Annotated in this window: 16 protein-coding genes; 2 read left to right on the forward strand and 14 right to left on the reverse strand. The window is 73.4% G+C overall.

The annotated features are described in order from the left end of the window. Positions 1-95: 95 nt before the first annotated feature. From AQJ11_RS32300 to xylB, 9 genes are all read right to left on the reverse strand, one after another. On the reverse strand, positions 96-743 hold the full coding sequence (locus tag AQJ11_RS32300) for a DedA family protein (RefSeq protein ID WP_059265519.1): 648 nt from the start codon (positions 741-743) through the stop codon (positions 96-98). A gap of 366 nt (positions 744-1,109) precedes the next feature. Continuing rightward, on the reverse strand, positions 1,110-1,913 hold the full coding sequence (locus AQJ11_RS32310) for an MBL fold metallo-hydrolase (RefSeq protein WP_059265520.1): 804 nt from the start codon (positions 1,911-1,913) through the stop codon (positions 1,110-1,112). 325 nt (positions 1,914-2,238) lie between these two features. Next, positions 2,239-3,762, reverse strand: coding sequence for an acetaldehyde dehydrogenase ExaC (gene exaC / locus AQJ11_RS32315; RefSeq protein ID WP_014671240.1), 1,524 nt, complete (start codon positions 3,760-3,762; stop codon positions 2,239-2,241). Positions 3,763-3,817: 55 nt separating this feature from the next. After that, positions 3,818-5,125 (reverse strand): GAF domain-containing protein, encoded by a 1,308-nt coding sequence (locus AQJ11_RS32320; protein ID WP_059265521.1) that lies wholly within the window; start codon positions 5,123-5,125, stop codon positions 3,818-3,820. 186 nt (positions 5,126-5,311) lie between these two features. Beyond that, on the reverse strand, positions 5,312-5,911 hold the full coding sequence (locus AQJ11_RS32325) for an N-acetylmuramoyl-L-alanine amidase (RefSeq protein WP_208616667.1): 600 nt from the start codon (positions 5,909-5,911) through the stop codon (positions 5,312-5,314). A gap of 80 nt (positions 5,912-5,991) precedes the next feature. Continuing rightward, on the reverse strand, positions 5,992-7,005 hold the full coding sequence (locus AQJ11_RS32330) for an acetamidase/formamidase family protein (protein ID WP_059265523.1): 1,014 nt from the start codon (positions 7,003-7,005) through the stop codon (positions 5,992-5,994). 79 nt (positions 7,006-7,084) lie between these two features. Beyond that, positions 7,085-8,569: an APC family permease gene (locus tag AQJ11_RS32335; RefSeq protein WP_059265524.1), complete on the reverse strand. Its 1,485-nt coding sequence runs from the start codon at positions 8,567-8,569 to the stop codon at positions 7,085-7,087. 674 nt (positions 8,570-9,243) lie between these two features. Then, positions 9,244-10,452: an ROK family transcriptional regulator gene (locus tag AQJ11_RS32340; RefSeq protein ID WP_059265525.1), complete on the reverse strand. Its 1,209-nt coding sequence runs from the start codon at positions 10,450-10,452 to the stop codon at positions 9,244-9,246. Positions 10,453-10,504: 52 nt separating this feature from the next. Next, positions 10,505-11,950, reverse strand: coding sequence for a xylulokinase (gene xylB, locus AQJ11_RS32345; RefSeq protein ID WP_059265526.1), 1,446 nt, complete (start codon positions 11,948-11,950; stop codon positions 10,505-10,507). 158 nt (positions 11,951-12,108) lie between these two features. On the opposite strand from xylB, the gene xylA reads away from it, so the two are divergent. Continuing rightward, positions 12,109-13,275 (forward strand): xylose isomerase, encoded by a 1,167-nt coding sequence (gene xylA, locus AQJ11_RS32350; RefSeq protein ID WP_058079594.1) that lies wholly within the window; start codon positions 12,109-12,111, stop codon positions 13,273-13,275. Positions 13,276-13,338: 63 nt separating this feature from the next. Here the strand turns inward: xylA and AQJ11_RS32355 are convergent, their stop codons facing one another. The 3 genes from AQJ11_RS32355 to AQJ11_RS32365 all read right to left on the reverse strand — a co-directional run bounded on the left by AQJ11_RS32355 (position 13,339) and on the right by AQJ11_RS32365 (position 18,956). Next, positions 13,339-14,679 carry an esterase-like activity of phytase family protein gene (locus AQJ11_RS32355; protein ID WP_059265527.1) on the reverse strand — a complete coding sequence of 447 codons (1,341 nt, stop codon included), beginning with the start codon at positions 14,677-14,679 and terminating at the stop codon, positions 13,339-13,341. Positions 14,680-14,808: 129 nt separating this feature from the next. Continuing rightward, positions 14,809-16,092, reverse strand: a complete 1,284-nt coding sequence (locus AQJ11_RS32360; protein ID WP_059265528.1) for a hypothetical protein — start codon at positions 16,090-16,092, stop codon at positions 14,809-14,811. Further along, the gene (locus AQJ11_RS32365; RefSeq protein WP_208616662.1) at positions 16,089-18,956 is read right to left on the reverse strand and encodes a DEAD/DEAH box helicase; all 2,868 of its coding nucleotides are present in this window, start codon (positions 18,954-18,956) and stop codon (positions 16,089-16,091) included. The genes AQJ11_RS32360 and AQJ11_RS32365 overlap by 4 nt, the downstream gene beginning before the upstream one ends. Positions 18,957-19,376: 420 nt before the next feature. Here AQJ11_RS32365 and AQJ11_RS32370 point away from each other — a divergent pair, with 420 nt between their 5' ends. Continuing rightward, positions 19,377-19,559, forward strand: coding sequence for a hypothetical protein (locus AQJ11_RS32370; RefSeq protein ID WP_014671229.1), 183 nt, complete (start codon positions 19,377-19,379; stop codon positions 19,557-19,559). A gap of 133 nt (positions 19,560-19,692) precedes the next feature. On the opposite strand, the gene AQJ11_RS32375 is transcribed toward AQJ11_RS32370, so the two are convergent. Together AQJ11_RS32375 and AQJ11_RS32380 are read right to left on the reverse strand one after the other, a co-directional pair. Further along, entirely contained in the window at positions 19,693-20,532 is an 840-nt protein-coding gene (locus AQJ11_RS32375) for a hypothetical protein (RefSeq protein WP_059265529.1), read from the reverse strand. 143 nt (positions 20,533-20,675) lie between these two features. Further along, a complete protein-coding gene (locus tag AQJ11_RS32380; RefSeq protein WP_059265576.1) occupies positions 20,676-20,972 on the reverse strand; it encodes a hypothetical protein in 297 nt (98 codons plus the stop codon). Positions 20,973-21,038 lie beyond the last annotated feature (66 nt).

Here is a 21,038-nt window from a genome sequence, read left to right on the forward strand (position 1 = left end):
ACGCCCTCGGGCCCGTCGGCAGGGCCGGGCCCGTGCCGACCGGGACGGCGGTCCCGAGGCCGGTGCGGACAGCCGGCGGGCGAGCCGTGGCGCGTTCAGCGTGCGGAGTCGCGCCGGTCCCGGCGGGCGCGGTGGGCGCGGCGGACCTCCGGCAGCAGCGGGAGCAGCGACAGGACGATGACCACGCCGACCAGCAGCAGCAGATAGTCGTCGATGTGCGGGACGGACGCGCCCAGGGTGTACCCGGCGAGCACCAGCGTCTGCGACCACAGCACACCGCCCACCGTCTGCCAGAGGGTGAAGGTCCGCGCCGGCACACCCAGGGCCCCGGCCACCGGGTGCAGGACCGTCCGCAGCAGCGGCACGAACCGGCCGATCACCAGCGCCTTGCCGTAGCCGTAGCGCGCCAGCAGCCGCTCCGCCCGCGCCGCCGCGCCCTTCACCCGCCCGCCTCTCGTGCGTGCCAGCAGGGCCCGGCCGCCGTGCCGTCCGATCAGGTACCCCACCTGGCCGCCCACCACCGCCCCGATCGCCGCGCACACCAGCACCTGCCACAGCGCCAGCCGCGGCGGCTGCTGGGCACTGCCCGCGCACAGCACACCGGCCGGGAACAGCAGCGTGTCACCGGGCAGGAAGAAGCCGACGACCAGCAGACCCGACTCGGCGAAGACCACGGCCAGGACGCCCAGCGCGCCGAAGGCGGCCAGCACCGAGGCGCTGTCCAGCGGGTTGACGGCGATCACCGGTCGCGCCTCCTGGCCTCCTCGGGGACCCTGTCCGCTCCCCAGCATCGCGTGCCCGGCGCATGTGTGCGCGCCGGTCGCGGGGATCAGCCGGACGCGCCGGCCTCGCCAGCGGTGTCAGCAATCGGAGCGCCCCGACCGGGTGAGGGCCTGGATCACCACCAGGCCATCGGTCCGCTCGAAGCCGAAGCCGAAGCCGAAGCCGAGGCCGACGTCGAGGGCGACGAGGTGTCGGCGTCGTGTGAGGGCGACGACGTGTCGGCGTCGTGCTCCGTGATGATCTGGAACCTGTCCCGCTCGGGTATGTCCAGCGCGTCCACGAGCGCCCGGTGCGCCGCGTCGGTGATCGCTGTCCGGACGAGGGGGTCAGCGGGTCAGCGGCACCCACGTGCCGTGGGGTGCGACCCGCAGCAGGGAGGACAGGCCGGCCTCGTGGAAGGCCAGTTCGATCTCGGGCAGCCCTTCGGAGAAGTGGGCCCAGCCGTCGTAGTGGGCCGGTACGACGATCTCCGCGCCCAGGACGGCGGCAGCGGCGGCGGCCCGGCGGCTGTCGAGGGACAGGGGCCGCCCGTCGAACTTCGCCGGCACGCGTGCCGCCCCCGCGTGCAGGACGGCCGCGTCGATGCCGGGCACCCGGCGGGAGATCTCCGCGACCGTGCGGATCGAGGCGTTGTCGCCGCTGACGTACACGGTGGGAAGCCCCTGCCCGGACAGCACGAACCCGATGACCTCGCAGTTGACGTTGCCGTCCGCGTCGCGTTCGCCGTCCTCGGGACCGTGGACGGCGGGAACGGCCAGCACGGTCAGGTCGCCGCCGCCGTCCGGTCGGGGCAGGCGGTGGCCGGTCCACGGGGAGAGGCCGACGGCGGGTGAGCCGAGCCGCTCCGCCGCGCGCGGCCCCGTGAGTACCAGCGGGGCTGTCTTCGCGAACGCGCGGCCCCGCCCGTCGAGGTTGTCGGGGTGGGCTTCGTGGCTGACCAGGACGAGGTCGGCCGGCCCCACCGCGTCCTCGTCGGCGGCGGGTCCGGCGGTCTTGGTGAGGTACCCCTGGGGGCCCGCCTCGTCGAAGGTCGGATCGCTGACGATCCGCAGGCCACCGATGTCGATGACGGCCGTGGGGCCGCCAAGCACGGTGACGGCGCATTCTTGCCGGGACAGCCCTGTGCTCATCGAGGCCCTCGCAGAGTGGTCGTGGTGGTTCGGTTCACAGCGCCCACGCTAACGATGTCCCGGTGCCCCGGGAAATGCCTGTGGAGACGCATCCATGCGCCGCGGGCATGGACGCCGCGCCACCTCGTCACGGCGGGTCTCACTCCGCCGTCGGAAGGGAGGCGTCCAGGACAGGTGCACCCGGGTTCCAGAGGGGCAGCCCGTCCGACGATCCGCTCGCGGGCCCGCGGGTCGGCGTCGGGAGAGGCCGCTGCCGGGGGTACGGGTACGTCCGACAGGGGCGCCTGACGGACATCCTCCTTCGCCAGGCGCCCTTCCCCGGCGTCTAGAAGAAGCCCAGCTTCTTCGGTGAGTACGACACCAGGAGGTTCTTCGTCTGCTGGTAGTGCTCCAGCATCATCTTGTGCGTCTCACGGCCGATCCCCGACTGCTTGTAGCCGCCGAACGCCGCGTGCGCGGGATAGGCGTGGTAGCAGTTGGTCCACACACGGCCGGCCTGGATCGCGCGGCCCGCGCGGTAGGCGGTGTTCATGTCCCGGGTCCACACCCCCGCGCCCAGGCCGTACAGCGTGTCGTTGGCGATTTTGATCGCGTCGTCGAAGTCGTCGAAGGAAGCCACCGAGACGACCGGGCCGAAGATCTCCTCCTGGAAGATCCGCATGCGGTTGTCGCCCTCGAAGATGGTGGGCTGGACGTAGTAACCGCCCTTCAACTCGCCCTCGTGCTCGAAGCGTTCACCGCCCGTGAGGACCTTCGCGCCCTCCTGGCGGCCGATGTCCAGGTAGGAGAGGATCTTCTCCAGCTGGTCGTTGGAGGCCTGCGCACCGATCATGGTGTCGGTGTCCAGCGGGTGGCCCGGCTTGATGCGCCGGGTGCGTTCGACGGCCGCCTCCAGGAACTCCGCGTAGTGACCGCGCTGGATCAGCGCCCGGGACGGGCACGTGCAGACCTCGCCCTGGTTGAGCGCGAACATCGTGAAGCCTTCGAGCGCCTTGTCGCGGAAGTCGTCGTCGTGCGCCCATACGTCGTCGAAGAAGATGTTCGGCGACTTCCCGCCGAGTTCCAGGGTGACCGGCTTGATGTTCTCCGAGGCGTACTGCATGATCAGCCGCCCGGTCGTGGTCTCCCCGGTGAACGCGATCTTCGCCACCCGCGGGCTCGACGCCAGCGGCTTGCCCGCCTCCACACCGAACCCGTTGACGATGTTCAGCACACCCGGCGGCAGCAGGTCCGCGACCAGGCTCAGCCAGTAGTGGATGGAGGCCGGGGTCTGCTCGGCCGGCTTGAGGACGACCGCGTTGCCCGCGGCGAGCGCCGGCGCGAGCTTCCAGGTCGCCATCAGGATCGGGAAGTTCCACGGGATGATCTGCGCGACGACACCGAGCGGCTCGTGGAAGTGGTACGCCACCGTGTCGTCGTCCAGCTCGCCCAGCGAACCCTCCTGCGCCCGGATCGCCCCGGCGAAGTAGCGGAAGTGGTCGATCGCGAGGGGGATGTCGGCGGCCAGCGTCTCCCGGACCGGCTTGCCGTTCTCCCAGCTCTCGGCCACCGCCAGCGGCTCCAGGTGGGCCTCCATCCGGTCGGCGATCTTCAGCAGGATGTCGGACCGCTCCGCGACCGGCGTACGACCCCACCCGGGCGCCGCCTCGTGCGCCGCGTCCAGCGCCCGCTCGACGTCCTCCGCGGTACCGCGCGCGATCTCCGTGAACGGCTGACCGTTGACCGGTGACGGGTTCTCGAAGTACTGCCCGCGCGCCGGCGGCACATAGGCGCCGCCGATGTAGTGGTCGTAGCGCGCCTGGTAGGAGACGATCGAGCCTTCGGTGCCCGGCGCCGCGTAACGAGTCATCCTGGTTGCCTCCCGGTGCAGCGCTGCCCGCCGTTGGACAGCTCTCGGCGCGAGGCTAGACACACGGACGTTGCAAGTACGTTGCGCCGCGGATCAGCGCCCGTGCCCGCCCGGCCGGCGCCGCCAGTTCGGCCTCCAGCGCGGCGAGCCGGGCCCGGACCGGTGCCGTCGGACGTACGGCGGCGAGCGCCCGCCACGTCTCCAGGTCGTCCTCACCCCACGGCGCGTGCGCCCAGTCCGCCAGCAGATCCGGGTCGCCGTGCGCGATCAGCGCCGTGCGCAGCCCGCCGGCGAGCCGCTCCCGCAGCCGGACGATCGCCGGGGCCTGGGAACCGGGCAGCAGCGGGCCGGTGTACGCCTCCGCCGCCGCGGTCAGCGCACCCGTCTCCAGCCGCCGCTCGACCACGGTGGCGTCCGACTCGACCGCGGCCGTCAGCCGGTACGGCCGCGAGGCGAGCAGCCCCGGCCCCAGCAGTCTGCGCAGGCGCGCCAGCTCGGCCCGCAGCGTCACCGGGGTCACCGACTCGTCCGCGTACAGCGCGCACAGCAACTCGTCGCCGCTCAGACCCTCGGGGTGCCGGGACAGCAGCACGAGGATCTCGCTGTGCCGACGGCTGAGCCTGATCCGCCGTCCGTCCAGGACGAGTTCGGCCTCGTCCCGGCCGAGCGCGCTCAGCAGCGGCCCCTCCCCGGCGGCGCGCGGCGGGGCGAGCAGGGCGAGCTGTGCCTCGGCGGCCCGCGCCACCGCCTGCACGAAGCCGAGGCTGTGCGGATGGGCGAGCCCGTCCCCGCCGGTGATGTCCACGGCCCCCAGGACCCGTCCGGTGCGTGGATCGTGCACCGGAGCGGCGGCGCAGGTCCACGGCTGCACCTGCCGTATGAAGTGCTCGGCGGCGAACACCTGCACGGGCCGGTCCACGGCGACCGCGGTGCCCGGCGCGTTGGTGCCGACCGCGCTCTCCGACCACCGGGCACCGGGCACGAAGTTCATCCGGTCCGCGCGGCGCCGGGTCGCCGCGTGCCCCTCCACCCACAGCAGTCGGCCGTGCGCGTCGCACACCGCCAGCAGATGCTCGCCATCGGCCGCGAAGGTGCCCATCAACTCCCGGAACAGGGGCATCACCCGGGACAGCGGATGCTCCGCGCGGTAGGCGCCGAGATCGCCGTCGGTCAGCTCCACCCTGGCGGCGCCGTCCGGCCCGACCCCGGCCCGCGCGCTGCGCCGCCACGACTCCGCCACCACCGACCGCACCGGGCGCGGCACCGTCCCCACCGTGGTGAACGTCTCGTGCGCCCGGCGCAGCAACCGGACGCGCTCGGCGGGGTCGGCCCCCGGCTCCAGGGCAACCCACGGATCGGTCAACTCGGCCTCCCCGGACGGTGGAACGGTGGTGATGCGGTGCGGTACGGACGGTGATGCGGGGTGCGGCGGCTCCGGGCGGTGCTGTGGCGGGCTCGGCGGTGGCACAGCGGCTGCCACGGTGGCCGGGATCATCGTCACCCAGGGTGTTCGCGCGGACAACCGGTGCGACGGCGGCTCCGCCTCCGGCTAGGCGAAGTTGACCATTCTGATGTACCGCACCCAGTCCCAGTTCGGCCCCGGGTCGGTGTGGTCGGTGCCGGGCACCTGGTAGTGGCCGATGATGTGCTCCCTGTCCCGGGGGATGCGGTACTTGGCGCAGATCGCCGCCGTGAGCCTCGCGGACTCCTCGTAGAGGGCGTCGGTGAAGTAGGCGGGCTGGTCGATCCAGCCCTCGTGCTCGATGCCGATGCTGCGCGTGTTGTAGCTCCAGTTGCCCGCGTGCCAGGCGATGTCCGCCTCGTGGACGCACTGGGCGACGTGCCCGTCCGCCGAGCGGACCACATAGTGCGCGGAGACCTTCTTCTGCGGGTCGGCGAAGATCGCCAACGTGTCGGTGTACGTCTCCTGCGTGACGTGGATGATCACTCGGTCGACGGTGTAGTCACCGGGACGGTGGGACACCGTGTAGTTGGAGCCGCTGGCCGCCTGCCACTCGGCGGGCGGGTAGTCGACGGCCGCGCTCTGCGCACCGGCCCGCCCTTCGGGAAGCAGCGGGTAGGGGACGGCGGCGAGTGCCGCGCCCTTGAGCAGCCGGCGCCGGCTGAGCCGGGGTCTGGCTCGGTCCATGTCCATGGCGGGATGCCTTTCGGGATGCCTCGGGGAATGCCGTTCGGCGTGCTTTCCGGAGTCGGGGTACGACGGGGACGTCAGCGGCGCAGAGCCCGTGCGGTCTCCCGCAGCCGGGCGTGCGCACCGCGGTACGTCTCCCGCGCGGGCAGCCACTCCTTGCGGAGCTTGGCCACGCACGTGTAGTTCGTGTCGCACACGTTGGCCAACGGTGATTCGACCGCCTGGGTTGCGAATTGGTACGCGTCCAGCTCGCTGAACCCGTAGTCGCGCACCAGCCACCGCACCAGGTCGAGCTGGGATATCCGGAACGCGTCCTCCAGCGGCCGGGCCGAGCCGGTCGAGATGATGTGCGTGTCCGACTCCAGCCGGGGCCACGGTGTGGCGACGTCCTTGAGGAGGTCGACGACCACCACCGTGTTCATCGCGCACTCCACGGCCACGCCACAGGTCTCGCCCTCGCCCTGCCGGGCATGCCCGTCGCCGAGGCTGAGCAGGGCACCGTCGACGTTGACGCCCAGGAAGCAGGTGACGCCGGCCCGCATCTCAGGGGTGTCCATGTTGCCGCCGTGGGCGTCCGGCACCAGGGCCGAGCGCACCTCCAGGCTGGCGGGCGCCACGCCCACCGTGCCGTGCATCGGGTCCATGGGCAGCTCCACCTGGAGGTCGCTGTCCCGCGCCTGGAACAGGGCCGTCCTCCGGGCCCGGTCCAGTTGCCAGATCCACACCCGCTCCGGCAGCGGTGGCTGAAGGGTGGCCGTCGTGTGCGTGGAGGTCAGCGCGCCGAAGAGGGGGACCGTCGTGGACGCCGCCCAGTCGCGGGCCGGTTCGATCGACACGAAGTGCACGGCCACGGTGTCACCGGGCTCGGCGCCCTCGATGTGGAAGGGGCCGGTCTGCGGATTGAGGTAGGGGAACTCGCAGACCTCGGACACCAGGTCCTTCTCGGACCGGACCCGGCCCGCGAAGCAGTCCTCCGTGTAGAGGTCGAGGACCGTGCCGGGCGCGATCCGCGCCAGGGGCGCAGCTCCGCCGAACGTCCAGGCGTACTGGTCCGGTTCGGGGCGCACGGTGAGGATCCGGGGGTCGGTCATCGTGGCGTGACTCCCTTCTGAGGGCGATCCCGGGACGGGGATGCGGGCGGGCGTGGCTGCGGAGCCACGTGACGCGTGGTCAGCTCGGCACGGATCCGTCCATGCGGCCGGCGCCGGGGTCGTACGCGTCGAGGTGCACGCGCGCGGTCTCGGCTATGCGCTCGGGGTGCCGTCGTATGAGCACGAGCAGCACGACCACACCCACGGCCATCCACGCGCCGACGACCGGACCGGCGTAGGACACCGGCGCCGTCAGTTCCGTCACGAAGTCGAACACCGGGAGGCCGGCGGCCGTCAGCAGGGCGGGGACGAACGCGGTGATGCCCAGCACCGGGAACAGCAGATGCCGCACCGGTTTGAAGGCAGCCCGGCCGGAGCGAAGGAAATGACCGGCGCAGGAGAGGTTCACGACGATGTAGACACCGACGACGACCGTGACGATCACCGTGGCGAGCAGCAGGAACGCGGTCACCGGGTCGTAGGCGAAGCCGAGCCCCAGCACCGCCGCGACCGCCACGACGGTTTGCAGGGCGATGCCGGCCACGGGGGAGCGGTGCCGGGGATGGAGCGTGGCGAGCAGGCCGGGCAGGACGCGGACACGGGCGAGGGCGAAGGCCGTGCGCGTCGAGACGTTCGCGCTCGCGTTGGCGTTCGCGATCGTGGAGTTGACCACCGCGAGGAACACCAGCACCCAGAAGAGGCCGAAGGAGGCCCGGGCGACGCCCTCCCAGGACGCCTCGCCCGAGGCGCCGAACTCCGCGAAGCGGTCGGGGCCGAACCAGACGGTCATCGCGTACGTCGTGAGGACGTAGAACAGGCCGATGCCCACGGCCGCTCCGAGGACCGCGCGGTGCATGGTCCGCCGCGGGTCGCGGGTCTCCTCGGCGAGCGACGCCGCCGCCTCGAACCCCGCGAAGGCCAGCACCGTGTAGACCGACCCGGCGAACACCCCGGAGGCTCCCGCGTACCCGTCGGCGGTGTGCGACGTACCGAACACCGACAGGGTGTTGGCGCTGCCCGCCCTGGCGATGAGCAGCACGGCGAACACGAGGAGGACGAGGACCTCGAAGACGCCGAGGACGGTGCCGAAGCGGGCGGAAGCGCGGACGCCGAGGTAGCCCGAGACGGCGATCACCCCGGCACCCGCCAGCGCCCACGGCCACCACAGGTCCGCCGGGTACGCCGACCACTGCTCGTGCAGCGTGCCCGCCGTCGTGAAACCCAGTTGGAGGAGCAGCAGGGGTGGCACCAGCATCTCCACGAAGACGTAGGCCCACCCGACGAGGAAGCCGACGGCCGGGTGCAGGCCCCTTGCCGCGTACGTCGCCACGGAGCCCGCCGCGGGCAGCTCCCGCGCCAGCTCGGCCACGCAGGAGGCGGTGAACAGACAGGCCACCAGGGCCACGAGCACCGCGAGCGGGAGGCTGCCGCCCGCGAAAGCGGCGCCCGACGGAATCGACGCCGCCACCGCGGCGGCCGGCGCCATCGCCGTGATGCTCTGGAACAGGACCTCGCGCAGCCCGATGGCGTCGCGCCGCAGCGTCCCCTTCGTCTCCCGGTGCATGTGTCCCCCGATGCGTGTCAGTCCGCCGCCACCACCGACCGTGCGCTCCTCATTTCGTCGCCGCCCGGCGGTCGGTGACGATCCGTCGGCTGCGCCTCGCGTGAATCACGGTACGACTCGGGCGGGTTGGGCAGAAGGGTGTGCCACGGTTCCGTGGACGAGTCACGGCTTGTGGACAACTTGCTCACTCGATCGGGTGACGTCTGGTGGTGAGCGGGGGCGCCTGGCACGTCGGACTCGGCACTGGAAGGCCGACGCCTGGCCGGCCCTGGGAGCCAGACACCCGGTCGGCGCCGGAGCCTCGGCGCACGGTCCGTCACGGTCGCTCGCGGAGGCGGATTCCGTACCGGGGGCCCTGCGGCCGCGACTCACGGGCGGCAGTAGACAACCGGTGTCACGCCCCTCGCCGCGCCACCCTCCCGCAGATCACCGCACTCCCGCAGCGCGCCGCCGACCAGGAATCCACCGTGGTCGGCATCCCGCGGGCAGCCACCCCTGCCCGGCGTCGGGCGCCCCGGCCTGCAACGCAGCAGCAGGACGCGCCCCTGCCCGTCCGGCATCAGCACGCAGGAGGCGAGCAGCGCCCGCGGCTGAGACTTGATCCATTCCTCGCGTGGCACCCGGTCCGTCACCCGACCTCCCGCGGTCGGGGCCCCGGCACGCGCCGAGCCGCGTCAGGATCGTTCCGCCACCACCGCCGGATCGTCCAGTACCGCTCGGACGACCGAGTGCGCGGCGCCCAGCAGGGGGCCCTGCGGGCCCAGTGGGGAGACCGTCACCGGGCAGGCCGGGCCGGCCGTACGGCCCTTCAGCTCCGTGTCCAGTGACGGCAGCAGCCAGGGGGACAGCTCGGCCAGGGCGCCGCCCAGGACCACCGTCTCGGGGTCGAGCAGGTTCACCGCTCCGGTCAGGGCGATACCGAGGGCCGTACCGGCGTCCCGCAGCGCGGCCCGTACCCTCTCGTCGCCCGCCTCGGCGCGCTCGGCGAGCAGGCCCACCCGGTCGTCCCGCGGCTCCAGCCCGGCCGCGCGCAGAACCGCTTCCTCGCCCGCGTACTGCTCCAGGCACCCCCGGCTGCCGCACGGGCAGGCGGGACCGTCCGGCCGTACGGGCACGTGGCCCAGCTCGCCCGCGAAGCCCCGGGTGCCGCGCAGCAGCCGGCCGTCCACGACGACCGCCGCGCCGATGCCGATCTCGGCCGACACGTGCAGGAAGTCGCCCGGCGTACCGGCACCGAGCCACAGTTCGGCCAACGCGCCGAAATTGGCCTCGTTGTCCACGGTCAGCGGCCCGTGGCCAGGCAGCAGGGGGCCGAGGTCGAGGTCGTGCCAGTCGAGGTTCGGGGCCCGTACGACCGTCCGCCCGTCCCTAGCCACCAGGCCGGGCACGGCGACCGCGAGCCCGGCGGGCCAGAGTTCCGCGCGTTCCGCCTCCGCGACGACCTGGTGGATCAGCGCCGTCAATTCCTCGATCACCGGTCCCGGCGCCCGGCCCCGGTTGGCGCCGCGCCGGACCGCCCGCGCGCGGACCTCGCCGCGCAGGTCGACCGCGCACACCGCGAGGTGGTCGACGCCGATCTCGGCCCCGATCCCCGCGGGCCCCCGACCGCTCACCGCGAGCGCCGACCCGGGCCGGCCCACCCGCCCCGGCCGCTCGGGGCCCAGTTCCTCCAGCAGACCCCAGCGGATCAGCTCGTCCACCAGGGTCGACACCGCGGCCCGCGTCAGTCCGATCCGGGAGGCGACCGCCGCCCGGGACAGCGAGCCCTCGGCGCTCACGGCGTGCAGCACCCGGGCGAGGTTGCGCCGGCGCATGCCCTGCTGGGTGTCCGGCAGGGTGCGCCCGGCGCCCGATGGGCGGGCCTCGTGCAGCGGTGCGGTCATGCCTCCGTCAATCCTTGGTGTCTGCCGCCCGGCTGGTCGCGGGCGGCTCCGGTCACTCGGTGTCCGTCCCCCGCTCCAGCAGCGGGGCCGCGTCGGAGAGTACCCCGGTGATCCGGTCCAGCGTCGTCCGGTCCCGTTCCACGGCCTCCAGGACGGGGCCCGCGGCCGTGTTCCAGCGGCGGGCGACCGCGGCGGGATCCTCGCAGGTCAGCAGTCCGGCCGCCTGTGCCGCCGCCCCCAGGGCGACCAGTTCCCGGGCCTCCGGGACCTGGACGGGCCGCCCCGAGAGCCGGCGCACGGTCTGCTGCCAGGCCGTCCCGCGGGCCCCGCCGCCGATCAGGAGCAGCGGGGTGTCGCGGTCCGCGTCCTCGTCGAGGACCAGGTCGAGCGCCCCGAGCAGCGCGTGCACCGCGCCGTCGTACGCGGCCTGGAGAAGCTGACCCGCGGTGGTGTCGTGCCGCAGACCGTGCAGCACTCCGGAGGCGTGCGGCAGGTTCGGGGTGCGCTCACCGTCCAGGTACGGCAGCAGGGTCACGGAGCCGCCGGATTCCACCGCCTCGCGGTCCAGGCCCAGCAGGGCCGCGACACGGTCCACCGCGAGGGTGCAGTTCAGGGTGCAGGCCAGGGGCAGCCAGTCCCCGCGCGCGTCGGCGAAGCCGGCCACCGTCCCGGTCGGATCGGTGGGGCGGCGCCGGGAGACGGCGTATACCGTGCCGGACGTCCCGAGGCTCAGCACCGGCGTGCCGGGCCGCAGGCCGAGGCCCAGGGCCGCCGCCGCGTTGTCGCCGGTGCCCGGGGCCACCAGCGTGCCCTTCGAGAACGGCAGATCGTGGCTGTCGCGCACGGTGCCGGCCACCTCTCCGGGCCGTACCACCCGGGGCAGCAGCGCCGGGTCCAGGCCGACGTGCGCGAGCGTCTCCTCGTCGTACGCCTCCGTCCCGGACGCCCACCAGCCGGTGCCGGAGGCGTCGCCGCGGTCGGTCGTGCCCTGCCCGGTCAGGCGCTCGGTGAGGTAGTCGTGGGGGAGCCGTACCGCCCGGGTCGCGCGGACCGCCTCCGGCTCGTGCTCGGCGAGCCACGCCCACTTGGTGACGGTGAAGGACGCCCCGGGCACGCTGCCGGTGCGCTCCGCCCAGGCCTTCGGCCCGCCCAGCTCCTCCACCAGGCGGCCGGCCTGCGGCGCCGAGCGGACGTCGTTCCAGAGCAGCGCCGGACGCACCGGCTCGCCGCGTTCGTCCAAGGTGACCAGGCCGTGCTGCTGGCCGCCGATCGACACCGCCGCCGCCTCGTGCGCCGCGTCACCGCACTGGCGCAGCGCCTCGCACAGCGCGTCCCACCACTGGCGCGGATCGCTCTCCCGGCCGGCGCCGGACGACACCGTGTGCGGTGCCTGGCCGCTCGCCACCACCTGACCGGTGGCCGCGTCGACGACCAGCGCCTTCGTGGACTGGGTGGACGTGTCCACTCCGACGACGAGCGGACCCTCGGCTGCTGACATCGGGCTCTCCCTCTTCCGCGGCTCCGCGGGACGTGCGGTGTGTGGTTTCGAAGACACCTTGCTGTCGAAGACATCTTGTCTCTTCCCAGAGGTGCGTCGGCATACTAATTTGTAAACCGCCATGACGAAATAGTCGCAACGCAGCAAGGAGCCGCGGCATGAGCTACCAGCCCACCCCCGAGGACAGGTTCACGTTCGGACTCTGGACCGTCGGCTGGCAGGGAAGGGACCCGTTCGGCGACGCCACCCGCCGCGCCCTCGACCCGGTCGAGACGGTGCAGCGCCTGGCGGAACTCGGTGCCCACGGAGTGACCTTCCACGACGACGACCTGATCCCCTTCGGTTCGTCGGACACCGAGCGCGAGTCGCACATCAAGCGGTTCCGCCAGGCCCTGGACGCCACCGGCATGACCGTCCCGATGGCCACCACGAACCTCTTCACGCACCCCGTCTTCAAGGACGGCGCGTTCACGGCCAACGACCGCGACGTGCGCCGCTACGCCCTCCGCAAGACGATCCGCAACATCGACCTGGCGGCCGAGCTGGGTGCGAAGACGTACGTCGCCTGGGGTGGCCGCGAGGGCGCCGAGTCCGGCGCCGCCAAGGACGTGCGTTCCGCCCTGGACCGCATGAAGGAGGCCTTCGACCTCCTCGGCGAGTACGTCACCTCGCAGGGCTACGACCTCCGCTTCGCGATCGAGCCCAAGCCGAACGAGCCCCGCGGCGACATCCTGCTGCCCACCGTCGGGCACGCGCTGGCCTTCATCGAGCGCCTGGAGCGGCCCGAGCTCTACGGCGTCAACCCCGAGGTCGGCCACGAGCAGATGGCCGGTCTGAACTTCCCGCACGGCATCGCGCAGGCCCTGTGGGCCGGGAAGCTCTTCCACATCGACCTCAACGGCCAGTCCGGCATCAAGTACGACCAGGACCTGCGGTTCGGCGCGGGCGACCTGCGGTCCGCCTTCTGGCTGGTCGACCTCCTGGAGAGCGCCGGTTACGAAGGACCGCGCCACTTCGACTTCAAGCCGCCGCGGACCGAGGACCTCGACGGCGTGTGGGCCTCGGCGGCGGGCTGCATGCGCAACTACCTCATCCTGAAGGAGCGCGCGGCAGCCTTCCGTGCCGACCCCGAGGTGCAGGAGGCGCTGCGCGCCTCGCGCCTGGACCAGCTGGCCCAGCCGACCGCGGCCGACGGCCTGGAGGACCTGCTCGCCGACCGCGCGGCCTTCGAGGACTTCGACGTGGAGGCCGCCGCCGCGCGCGGCATGGCCTTCGAACGCCTCGACCAGCTGGCGATGGACCACCTGCTGGGCGCGCGGGGCTGAAACGGAGGAGGGCCGGGGCGAGCGGCAGCGGCTCACCCCGGCCCCCCGGCCGCGAGGCCGGTGTCAGCGGCCCTCGGGCAGCCGGACGTACGTCACGGTCGTCTTGATGCCGCTGTCGACCAGGCGGCCCCGGGCGTCGAACGCGCCCGTCCCGTCGGTCATCCCGAAGTCGTTGTCGTTGACGAGCGCGAGCGTGTCGTGATCCACGCGCGCGATGCCCTCGATCTTCCCGGGCACCCCCGCGACCTTGCCCAGGTCGACCACCAGGCGCTTGGCCGGCACCGGCACGCCCCGCGCCGCGGGATCGTCCAGCTGCTCCAGCGACGGAGCCGTGGTGTCGTCGTCCCAGGGACCGCCGAGGATGTCCGACGTGCGCGTGAGGCTGACCAGCTGAAGCCGGGCGGTCTTGTCCGTGCGCTCCTCGACCAGCAGCCGGTCACCGCCGACCGCGACCACCGAGGAGATCTTCAGCTCGGAGGTGTCGTCCTCGCTCGGGTCCACCACGTCCACCGGGTCGAAGCGGTAGGCGTACTCGGCCGTGACGGCCTTCTCGCGGGGTGAGAAGCGCAGCAGGCGGGTGGTGCGCGAGGCGTCCCCAGCGTCCGCGTCCGGGAGCGACAACGGGCTCTGGAGGGCCATCACCAGATCACCGCCGGGAAGCTGCGCCAGCCCCTCGAACCCGCGGTTGGTCTTGCGGTGCAGCAGGATCGACGGCAGCGCCTCCACCACCGGGTAGTCCGCACCCGTCAGACCGAGCCCCTTGGGCACGTAGCGCGCGAGGACCTTCCCGCGCGCGGAGACGTGCACGAGGGACGGCCCGTACTCGTCCACGAGCCAGAAACTGCCGTCACCGGCCCGAACGATGCCCTCGGTGTCGAGGCCGTTCGGGTCGTAGGAGAGCGGCGTCTGCGCGTCGTAGGTGTACGGCGCCTCGTCCCGGCTCTTCTGGTTCGGCAGTCCGGTGACGGCCTTCCCGGAGGAGGTGGTCAGCGGCATCGCGCCGATCACCTTGATCGTGTCCCCGGAGACCCGGATCCTCACGATCGCGGGGTCGAATCCCGGCACCGGGAAGGTGCGGCGCTTCTTGCCGTCCACCTTGATCTGACCGTTGGGGCCGCGGTCGGTCACCGTCCAGTACTCACCCTTGCGGCCGGCCGGGTAGATGTCGCTGCCGATGCCGCCGAGCGTGATCCCGTGGTCGCCGGCCACGCTGCCGGGCAGCAGCGCGTTGCTGAACGAGCCGAGCGGGATCTCGCCGAGGATCGCCGTGCGGATCACGCGGGCGTCCCCGGACGGCGCCGCGGTGGCCGTCCCCGCCGCGACGAGGACGGCGCCCAGGGCCAGGGGCAGACCCGTGGCGACGGAACGGTGGACGCGGCGCGGGCCGGCGGCATGCGAGGACATCGGGCCTCCTGGAGCAAGGTCATGGGCTGCCGACACCATTGGGCCCCCGGAGGAACGCGGCGCGACCGCGCGGTGAACGGCCGGCGTCCGCCGCTCATCGGATAGCGCCGATCCCGCGATGACGGCGCGTCAGCGTCCATCCGGTGCGGGGACATCCGCGTCCGGCCGCGCGGAGGCCAGTGCCGTCGCGGGATCGGGATCGGCCCCGCCCGCCGGGACCCAGCGTCCTCCCTCGTCCCGATACGGCCACCAGTGCCCCTCGCCCCCGAGCCGCAGCTGAACGCCTTCCTCCTGGACGGTCCACCGGTTGCCGCTCCTGTGGAACACCGGCCGCTCGTCCGCCTCCCAGGCCGCTTCCAGAGCCGCACACGCGCGTGCGAGCGCCGCACCCTCCACCGCCCGGTCCTCGTCGAGCACCGCCAGCGCCGCCGGGCCACCGGTCCGCCAGGCGCGGACGGCTGTCATGAGCCCGTCGCGTCCACGCCCCGACCCCGCGGCGAGCCGCTCGGCGACGGCGGCGGGCGCCGGCCCACACGCCAGGCGTACGGCGTCCTGAGCGGCCGTCAGGTCCGCGCCGGCCCGCCTCTCACCACGCAGCGCCGCCGCCAGCAGCCGGTACGCCTCCACGGCGGTGCGACCGGCCAGGTGTTCCAGCGCCGCGGGATCCACCCCCGGTGCGGCCGGTGACCCGGTGGCGAAGGACGGTGACGCGCCGGGTGCCGAAGGGAGCCCGGGCAACTCGGGCAGCGGCGGCAGGATCTCGCCGGCCGCCCATGCCTCGGCCGCGTCCACCCCCGCGGCCGGAGGTGTCACCCCGGACGGCTCCGCGGTACTGCGGACGTGCAGCTCCGCCAGGAAGGCGTCCTCGTCCCGTCCACGCATCAGCAGGAGCAGAAACGGATCCTCGTCCAGCAGCCGCGCCACCTGGTGGCAGAGGGCGACGGTGTGCCCGCAGTGGTCCCAGGCACCGCAGTCGCAGTCCGGATCCAGATCGCCCAGGCCCGGCAGGAGTTCGATCCCCGCCACCGCCGCGTCCTCCATCAGATGCGGCGGAAGTTCCCGGTCGAGCAGCGCGGCCATGTGGCCGGCCTGCTCCACGGCGAGATCCTCGAACCGTGCCCACTCCTCGTCGGACAGCTGCGGCAGCAGGACGTCGGCCCGGTGCGCCGCACCTGAGGGGTCACGTACGACGGCGGTGACCCGGCCCGGCCGTACCGTCACCGCGCCGACGCCGCCCGCGCGCGCGAGCCGGCGCCCGGCCTTGACCGCAGCGGCTTCCAGGGCGGCGTCCTCCAGCGCCCGCAACCAGGCGCGCCCCCACCAGCTCCGGGCGAAGGCGCGCCCGCGCGCGGGCGGCAGCGCGGCGAACGTGCGCCCCGTGTCACGTCCGTCCTCGTCGTCGTAGCGGCTCATCGCGCCTCCCCGCGCAGTTCCACCAGTGCGGCCAGTTCCTCGTCCGACAGTTCCGTCAGAGCCGCCTCACCGGAACCGAGCACGGCGTCGGCCAGCTCCCGTTTGCGGCCCAGCATCTCCGCGATGCGGTCCTCCAGGGTCCCCTCGGCGATCAGCCGGTGCACCTGCACCGGACGGGTCTGCCCGATGCGGTACGCCCGGTCGGTGGCCTGCGCCTCCACCGCCGGATTCCACCAGCGGTCGTAGTGCACGACGTGCTCGGCCCGGGTGAGGTTCAGTCCCGTCCCGGCGGCCTTGAGGGACAGCAGGAACACCGGGGCCTCGCCCGCCTGGAAGCGCCGCACCAGATCCTCCCGCGCGGCGACCGGCGTCCCGCCGTGCAGCAGCAGCGAGGACACCCCGCGGGCCGCCAGGTGCCGTTCGAGCAGCCGGGCCATGCGCACGTACTGCGTGAAGACCAGCACGCCCGAGTCCGCGGCGAGGATGGTGCCGAGCAGTTCGTCCAGCAACTCCAGCTTGCCCGAGCGTCCCGCGAGCCGCGGATCGTCCTCCTTGAGGAACTGCGCCGGATGATTGCAGATCTGCTTCAGACCGGTCAGCAGCCGCATGACCAGGCCCCGGCGGGTCATGTCGTCGACGGCCGCGATGCGGTCCAGGGTCTCGCGCACCAACGCCTCGTACAGCCCCGCCTGTTCAGCCGTGAGCGGCACCGGGTGATCCGTCTCGGTCTTCGGCGGCAGCTCGGGGGCGATGCCGGGATCGGATTTGCGCCGCCGCAGCAGGAACGGTCCGACGAGCCGGGCCAGCCGTTGTGCGGCGGCGGGGTCCCGGCCGCCCTCGACGGGCTGTGCGTAGCGCGCGCGGAAGCCGCCGAGTCCGCCGAGCAGGCCGGGTGTCGTCCAGTCGAGGATCGCCCACAGTTCCGTGAGGTTGTTCTCCACCGGCGTGCCGGTGAGTGCCACGCGCGCGCGTGCGCCGACCGTGCGCAGCGCCCGCGCGGTCGCCGAGTAGGGGTTCTTCACATGCTGCGCCTCGTCGGCCACGACCATCCCCCACGGGACCCCGGCGAGCCGGGCGCCGTCCAGGCGCAGTGTGCCGTACGTGGTCAGGACGAACTCGCCGTCCCGCAAAGACGTCAGATCGCGTCCGGGTCCGTGGAACCGGCGCACCGGCACCCCGGGGGCGAACCGCTCGACCTCGCGCTGCCAGTTGCCCAGCAGCGAGGCCGGGCAGACCACGAGGGTGGGCCCGGCCGCCGCCGGATCCGTCTGCCGGTGCAGGTGCAGCGCGATCAGCGTGATCGTCTTGCCGAGCCCCATGTCGTCGGCCAGGCAGCAGCCCAGTCCGAGCGATGTCGTGCGGGCCAGCCAGTCGAGACCGCGCAGCTGGTAGTCCCGCAGGGTCGCGGCCAGGCCCGGCGGCTGTCCGACGGTGAGGGCCGGGTCCTCGGCCGTCAGCCGCTCCCGCAGCCCCTCCAGCCACCCCGTCGGCCGTACGTCGATCTGTCGGCCGTCGACCTCTGTCGTGCCCGTCAGAGCCGCGGCCAGCGCCTCGACGGGAGTGACGGAACGGTTCCGCTCGGTCCGGGCCCGCTCCGCCTCCCGCGGATCGACCAGGACCCAGCCGTCGCGCAGCCGCACCAGGGGACGCTTGGCCTCCGCCAGCCGGTCCAGCTCCTCCCGGGACAGCTCCCGCCCGCCCAGGTCGAACCAGCAGCTGAACGTGACCCTCTCGTCCGCGCCGAGGAACGACGGAACGGCGGCGGTTCCGGACGGTGCGGTGCCGTCGTCCGGCGGTCCGATGGCCGCGTGTGCGGTGAGGCCGCGTGCCATGTGCCGGGGCCAGTGCACGTCGACCCCTACGGCGGCCAGCGCCCGCGCGCCCTCGCCCAGCAGTTCGGCGATCTCGTCGTCGGCGAGGTCCACGGCGTCCGGCACGGCGGCGGAGAGCAGCGGCGTCAGCGGCGGCCAGGCCCGGGCCGCCCGGCGCAGCGCCAGCAACGCGTCCGCACGCGCGCGTGGAGCGAACGCCGCGGGCGCGGTGTCCGCACCGGTCCACAGTCCGGCGGCATCCATGACGTCCGCCAGCCCGCCCTGGCCGTGTACCTGGAGGACCGCACGAAAGCGGATCGGATCCTCGTCCTGGGAGGTGGTGCCGTCGAGACCGGACGCCTCCACGCGCAGCGACAGCCGCACCCCCGCGTCATGACCGGCGGCGATGTCGTCGGCCCACGCCCGCAGCGCGGGCAGATGCCGCGGCTCCGGCGCCGTGTACGCGGGGCCGCCGGTCACCAGAGGGGCGGCGGGGGAGCGCGGCAGCACGTCGGCGATCGCGTCGAGGAAGGCGCGCAGCAGCCGCTCCGGGTCGGGCAACAGCGGTGGCCCGTCCGCCGCAAGCGGCACGGCGTGCGCCTCCGGGGGCATGGCGGCGGCGAGTTCGCGGACCAGTTCCGCGTCGCGCGCGGACAGCGGTCCCACGCGCCAGGCGTCGTGATCGCCGGCGGACAGGCCCGGCAGGAGCAGACCGCGCGCCACGAAGCCGAGGGCCAGTTCGTACGCGGTCCGCCAGAACGCGGCGGCCCGGTCTTCCCCCGGCAGCGCACGCGCGTGTGCGAACACCGGGAGGGCGGTGCGTACGGGGAGCAGGAGAACCGGCAGCGGGACGCGTTCGACGCCGCCATCGGCTGAGGGCAGTGCGAGGTCCAGATCCTCCGGCGAGCCCTCCGCGTGTACGGGCGGAGGCCCACCGTCCGGTCGCCAGAAGCCGATGCGGCCCGCACGCGGGGGATCGGACGGCAGGAACACGACGCAGCATCGGGTCAGTTCGGCCAGGTCGGAGGGTGATGCCGTGGGGATGGTCTGCACAGCTCTGCCGCACTCCTCAAATTTGACTACTGGACCGGAGTCGCCGAGGGTACAGGACGTCCTGGGCGTTCCCGTCCTGGCGATGGCGTGACGTGAGTCACTCCACAGCTTGTTCGAAGGGCCGTGCTCGTCAAAGGGGGATCGGGGCCGGGCGGAAGGGGCCGCATGCCGTCGGATCCAACGGCTCAGCGCGTCTCGCCGCCCGCCGCCCGCCGCCCGCCGCCCGCCACCAGCCTCCGCACGTCCACGCGCCACCCACGCCCCGCCGCATCCCGCTCACTCCCCACAGCCTTTCGGTGCGCGTCGAGGACCACTAGGGGTGCGGCTCAGGGATGTCTCAGGGTCGGGGCGCGGAACCGCGGGGAGCGGGGGGCCGTTCTCAGACAGAGAGCGGCAGCGGCCGCGAAGGAGGCGACGCTCATGTCCATGAACGCGAAGATCGCCGCAGGGGGCGTGGCGGTCGGGCTGATCCTGCTCATATGGCTGCCCTGGTGGGTGGCGTTCCTGATCGTCGTGGGAGTTCCGGCAGCCGCCTACCTCGCCCTGGACCCCTCGCAGCGGCGCAGGCTGCGCAGGGTCGCCCGCAAGGAGCTCGGCCGCTGAGGCACCGGCGCACGGCAAGGCGCCACTCGCCGAGCTGCCCGGACGGACCGGCCGAGCCATGAGGAGCCGCGTCGCCCAGGCGCGGCGCGGCTCACGGGCGAGCGACCGGGAGGCCTCCTCCGGCCGCCCCGGCTCACAGGGGCCGTACGGCCATCTTGTCGAGCGCCTCCAGCAGACCGGGCAGCTCGGGCCCCCTGCCCACCGGCAGTACCTCGCCGGGCTCCTCGTCAAGCAGGACGAACGCGATGTCGTCGGTGCGGGCCACGATCGACCAGCCGGGGCCGTCGGCGCGCAGCGTACGGGCCTCACCGGGGGCGAACGACGAGCGCACGCGGCCGAGCGGCGGCGGGGAGTCGACGTAGGCGCGCGCTTCCGCGAGCACCCGGCGGACCCCGGCGTGGCCGCCGGCCCTGGCGCCCTCGCCCTCCTGCGCGGACTCCACGGCCTGCGCGGAACCACCGGGCACGGGGAAGTCGGCGTCGTTGATCTGCTCCCGCCAGGCGGCCCACTGCAACGCTATCTCGTCGGCACCCAGCCGGCGCTGGGCGGGTCCCCAGCTGCCGGTGTCCGGCGGGCACAGCGCCGGCCGTCCGGCCTCCTCGGCGGGCGGGTCGTGAGGAGCGGGCACGCCGGGTGCCGCGACGGCGACGGCCAGGGGCCATCCCGGCAGGGCGGTCACGACCGCGCGCTCGTCCGGCGACAGCTCGTACTCCATGCCGCAGTCCCAGGAGGCGATGGCCACGGCGACCAGCGAGACGTCGTCGATCACGACCGTCCAGCGAGCGCCTTGCCCGTCCTGGCCCAGCACCAGGCCGTACCCGTCGGCGCGCGGCGCGAGGTCCAGCGCCGCACACGCCTCCGCGTAGTCGTCGCCCAGCACGCTCGGAAACTGTGCCGGCGTGAGCAGTACCGCCGTCAGCACGTACAGCGCATCGTCCGCGGCGGCGACGGGCTCATCGTCCGTCCCGGCCATCCCTGCCTCCCCAGTGGTTCGTCCATCGGCGCGCACCCTAGTGCGAGCGGAAGCCGCTTGTCACGACTCCGCGCACCACGCGGAGCTGCAGGTTTCCGCCTGGACAGGGGCGAAACGACCACATGCGGAGAAGGAAGTTCCGTTCAGGCCGCGGGCAGTCCGAGGAGGTCGCGGGCCACCGCGGCGGGTGTTTCGTCGCGTTCCCGGGCCAGCGCGACGACCGCCCGGCAGGCCAGCTCGCTCACCCCGAAGGACAGGGCCTCCGGGGACACCCACGCTGCCGCTTCCTCGATCCGGTCCTGGTCGTCCTCCGCGCGGGCCGCGACATAGACGGCCGCCGCTTCGAACAAGTTGTGCGCGCGCCTCTCCCGGGCACCCTCCGGCCGCACCTGCGTGGAGCTGCCGAGCCGGCCGGCGTACCTGCGGATTCTGTCGAACACGCGGACCACCCTTCCCTGAACGGGGTCAGTTCGATCACCCATCTGCTGTTCCACAACGTAGAGTTG

This window comes from Streptomyces corchorusii (assembly GCF_001514055.1).
Lineage (GTDB): Bacteria > Actinomycetota > Actinomycetes > Streptomycetales > Streptomycetaceae > Streptomyces > Streptomyces olivaceoviridis.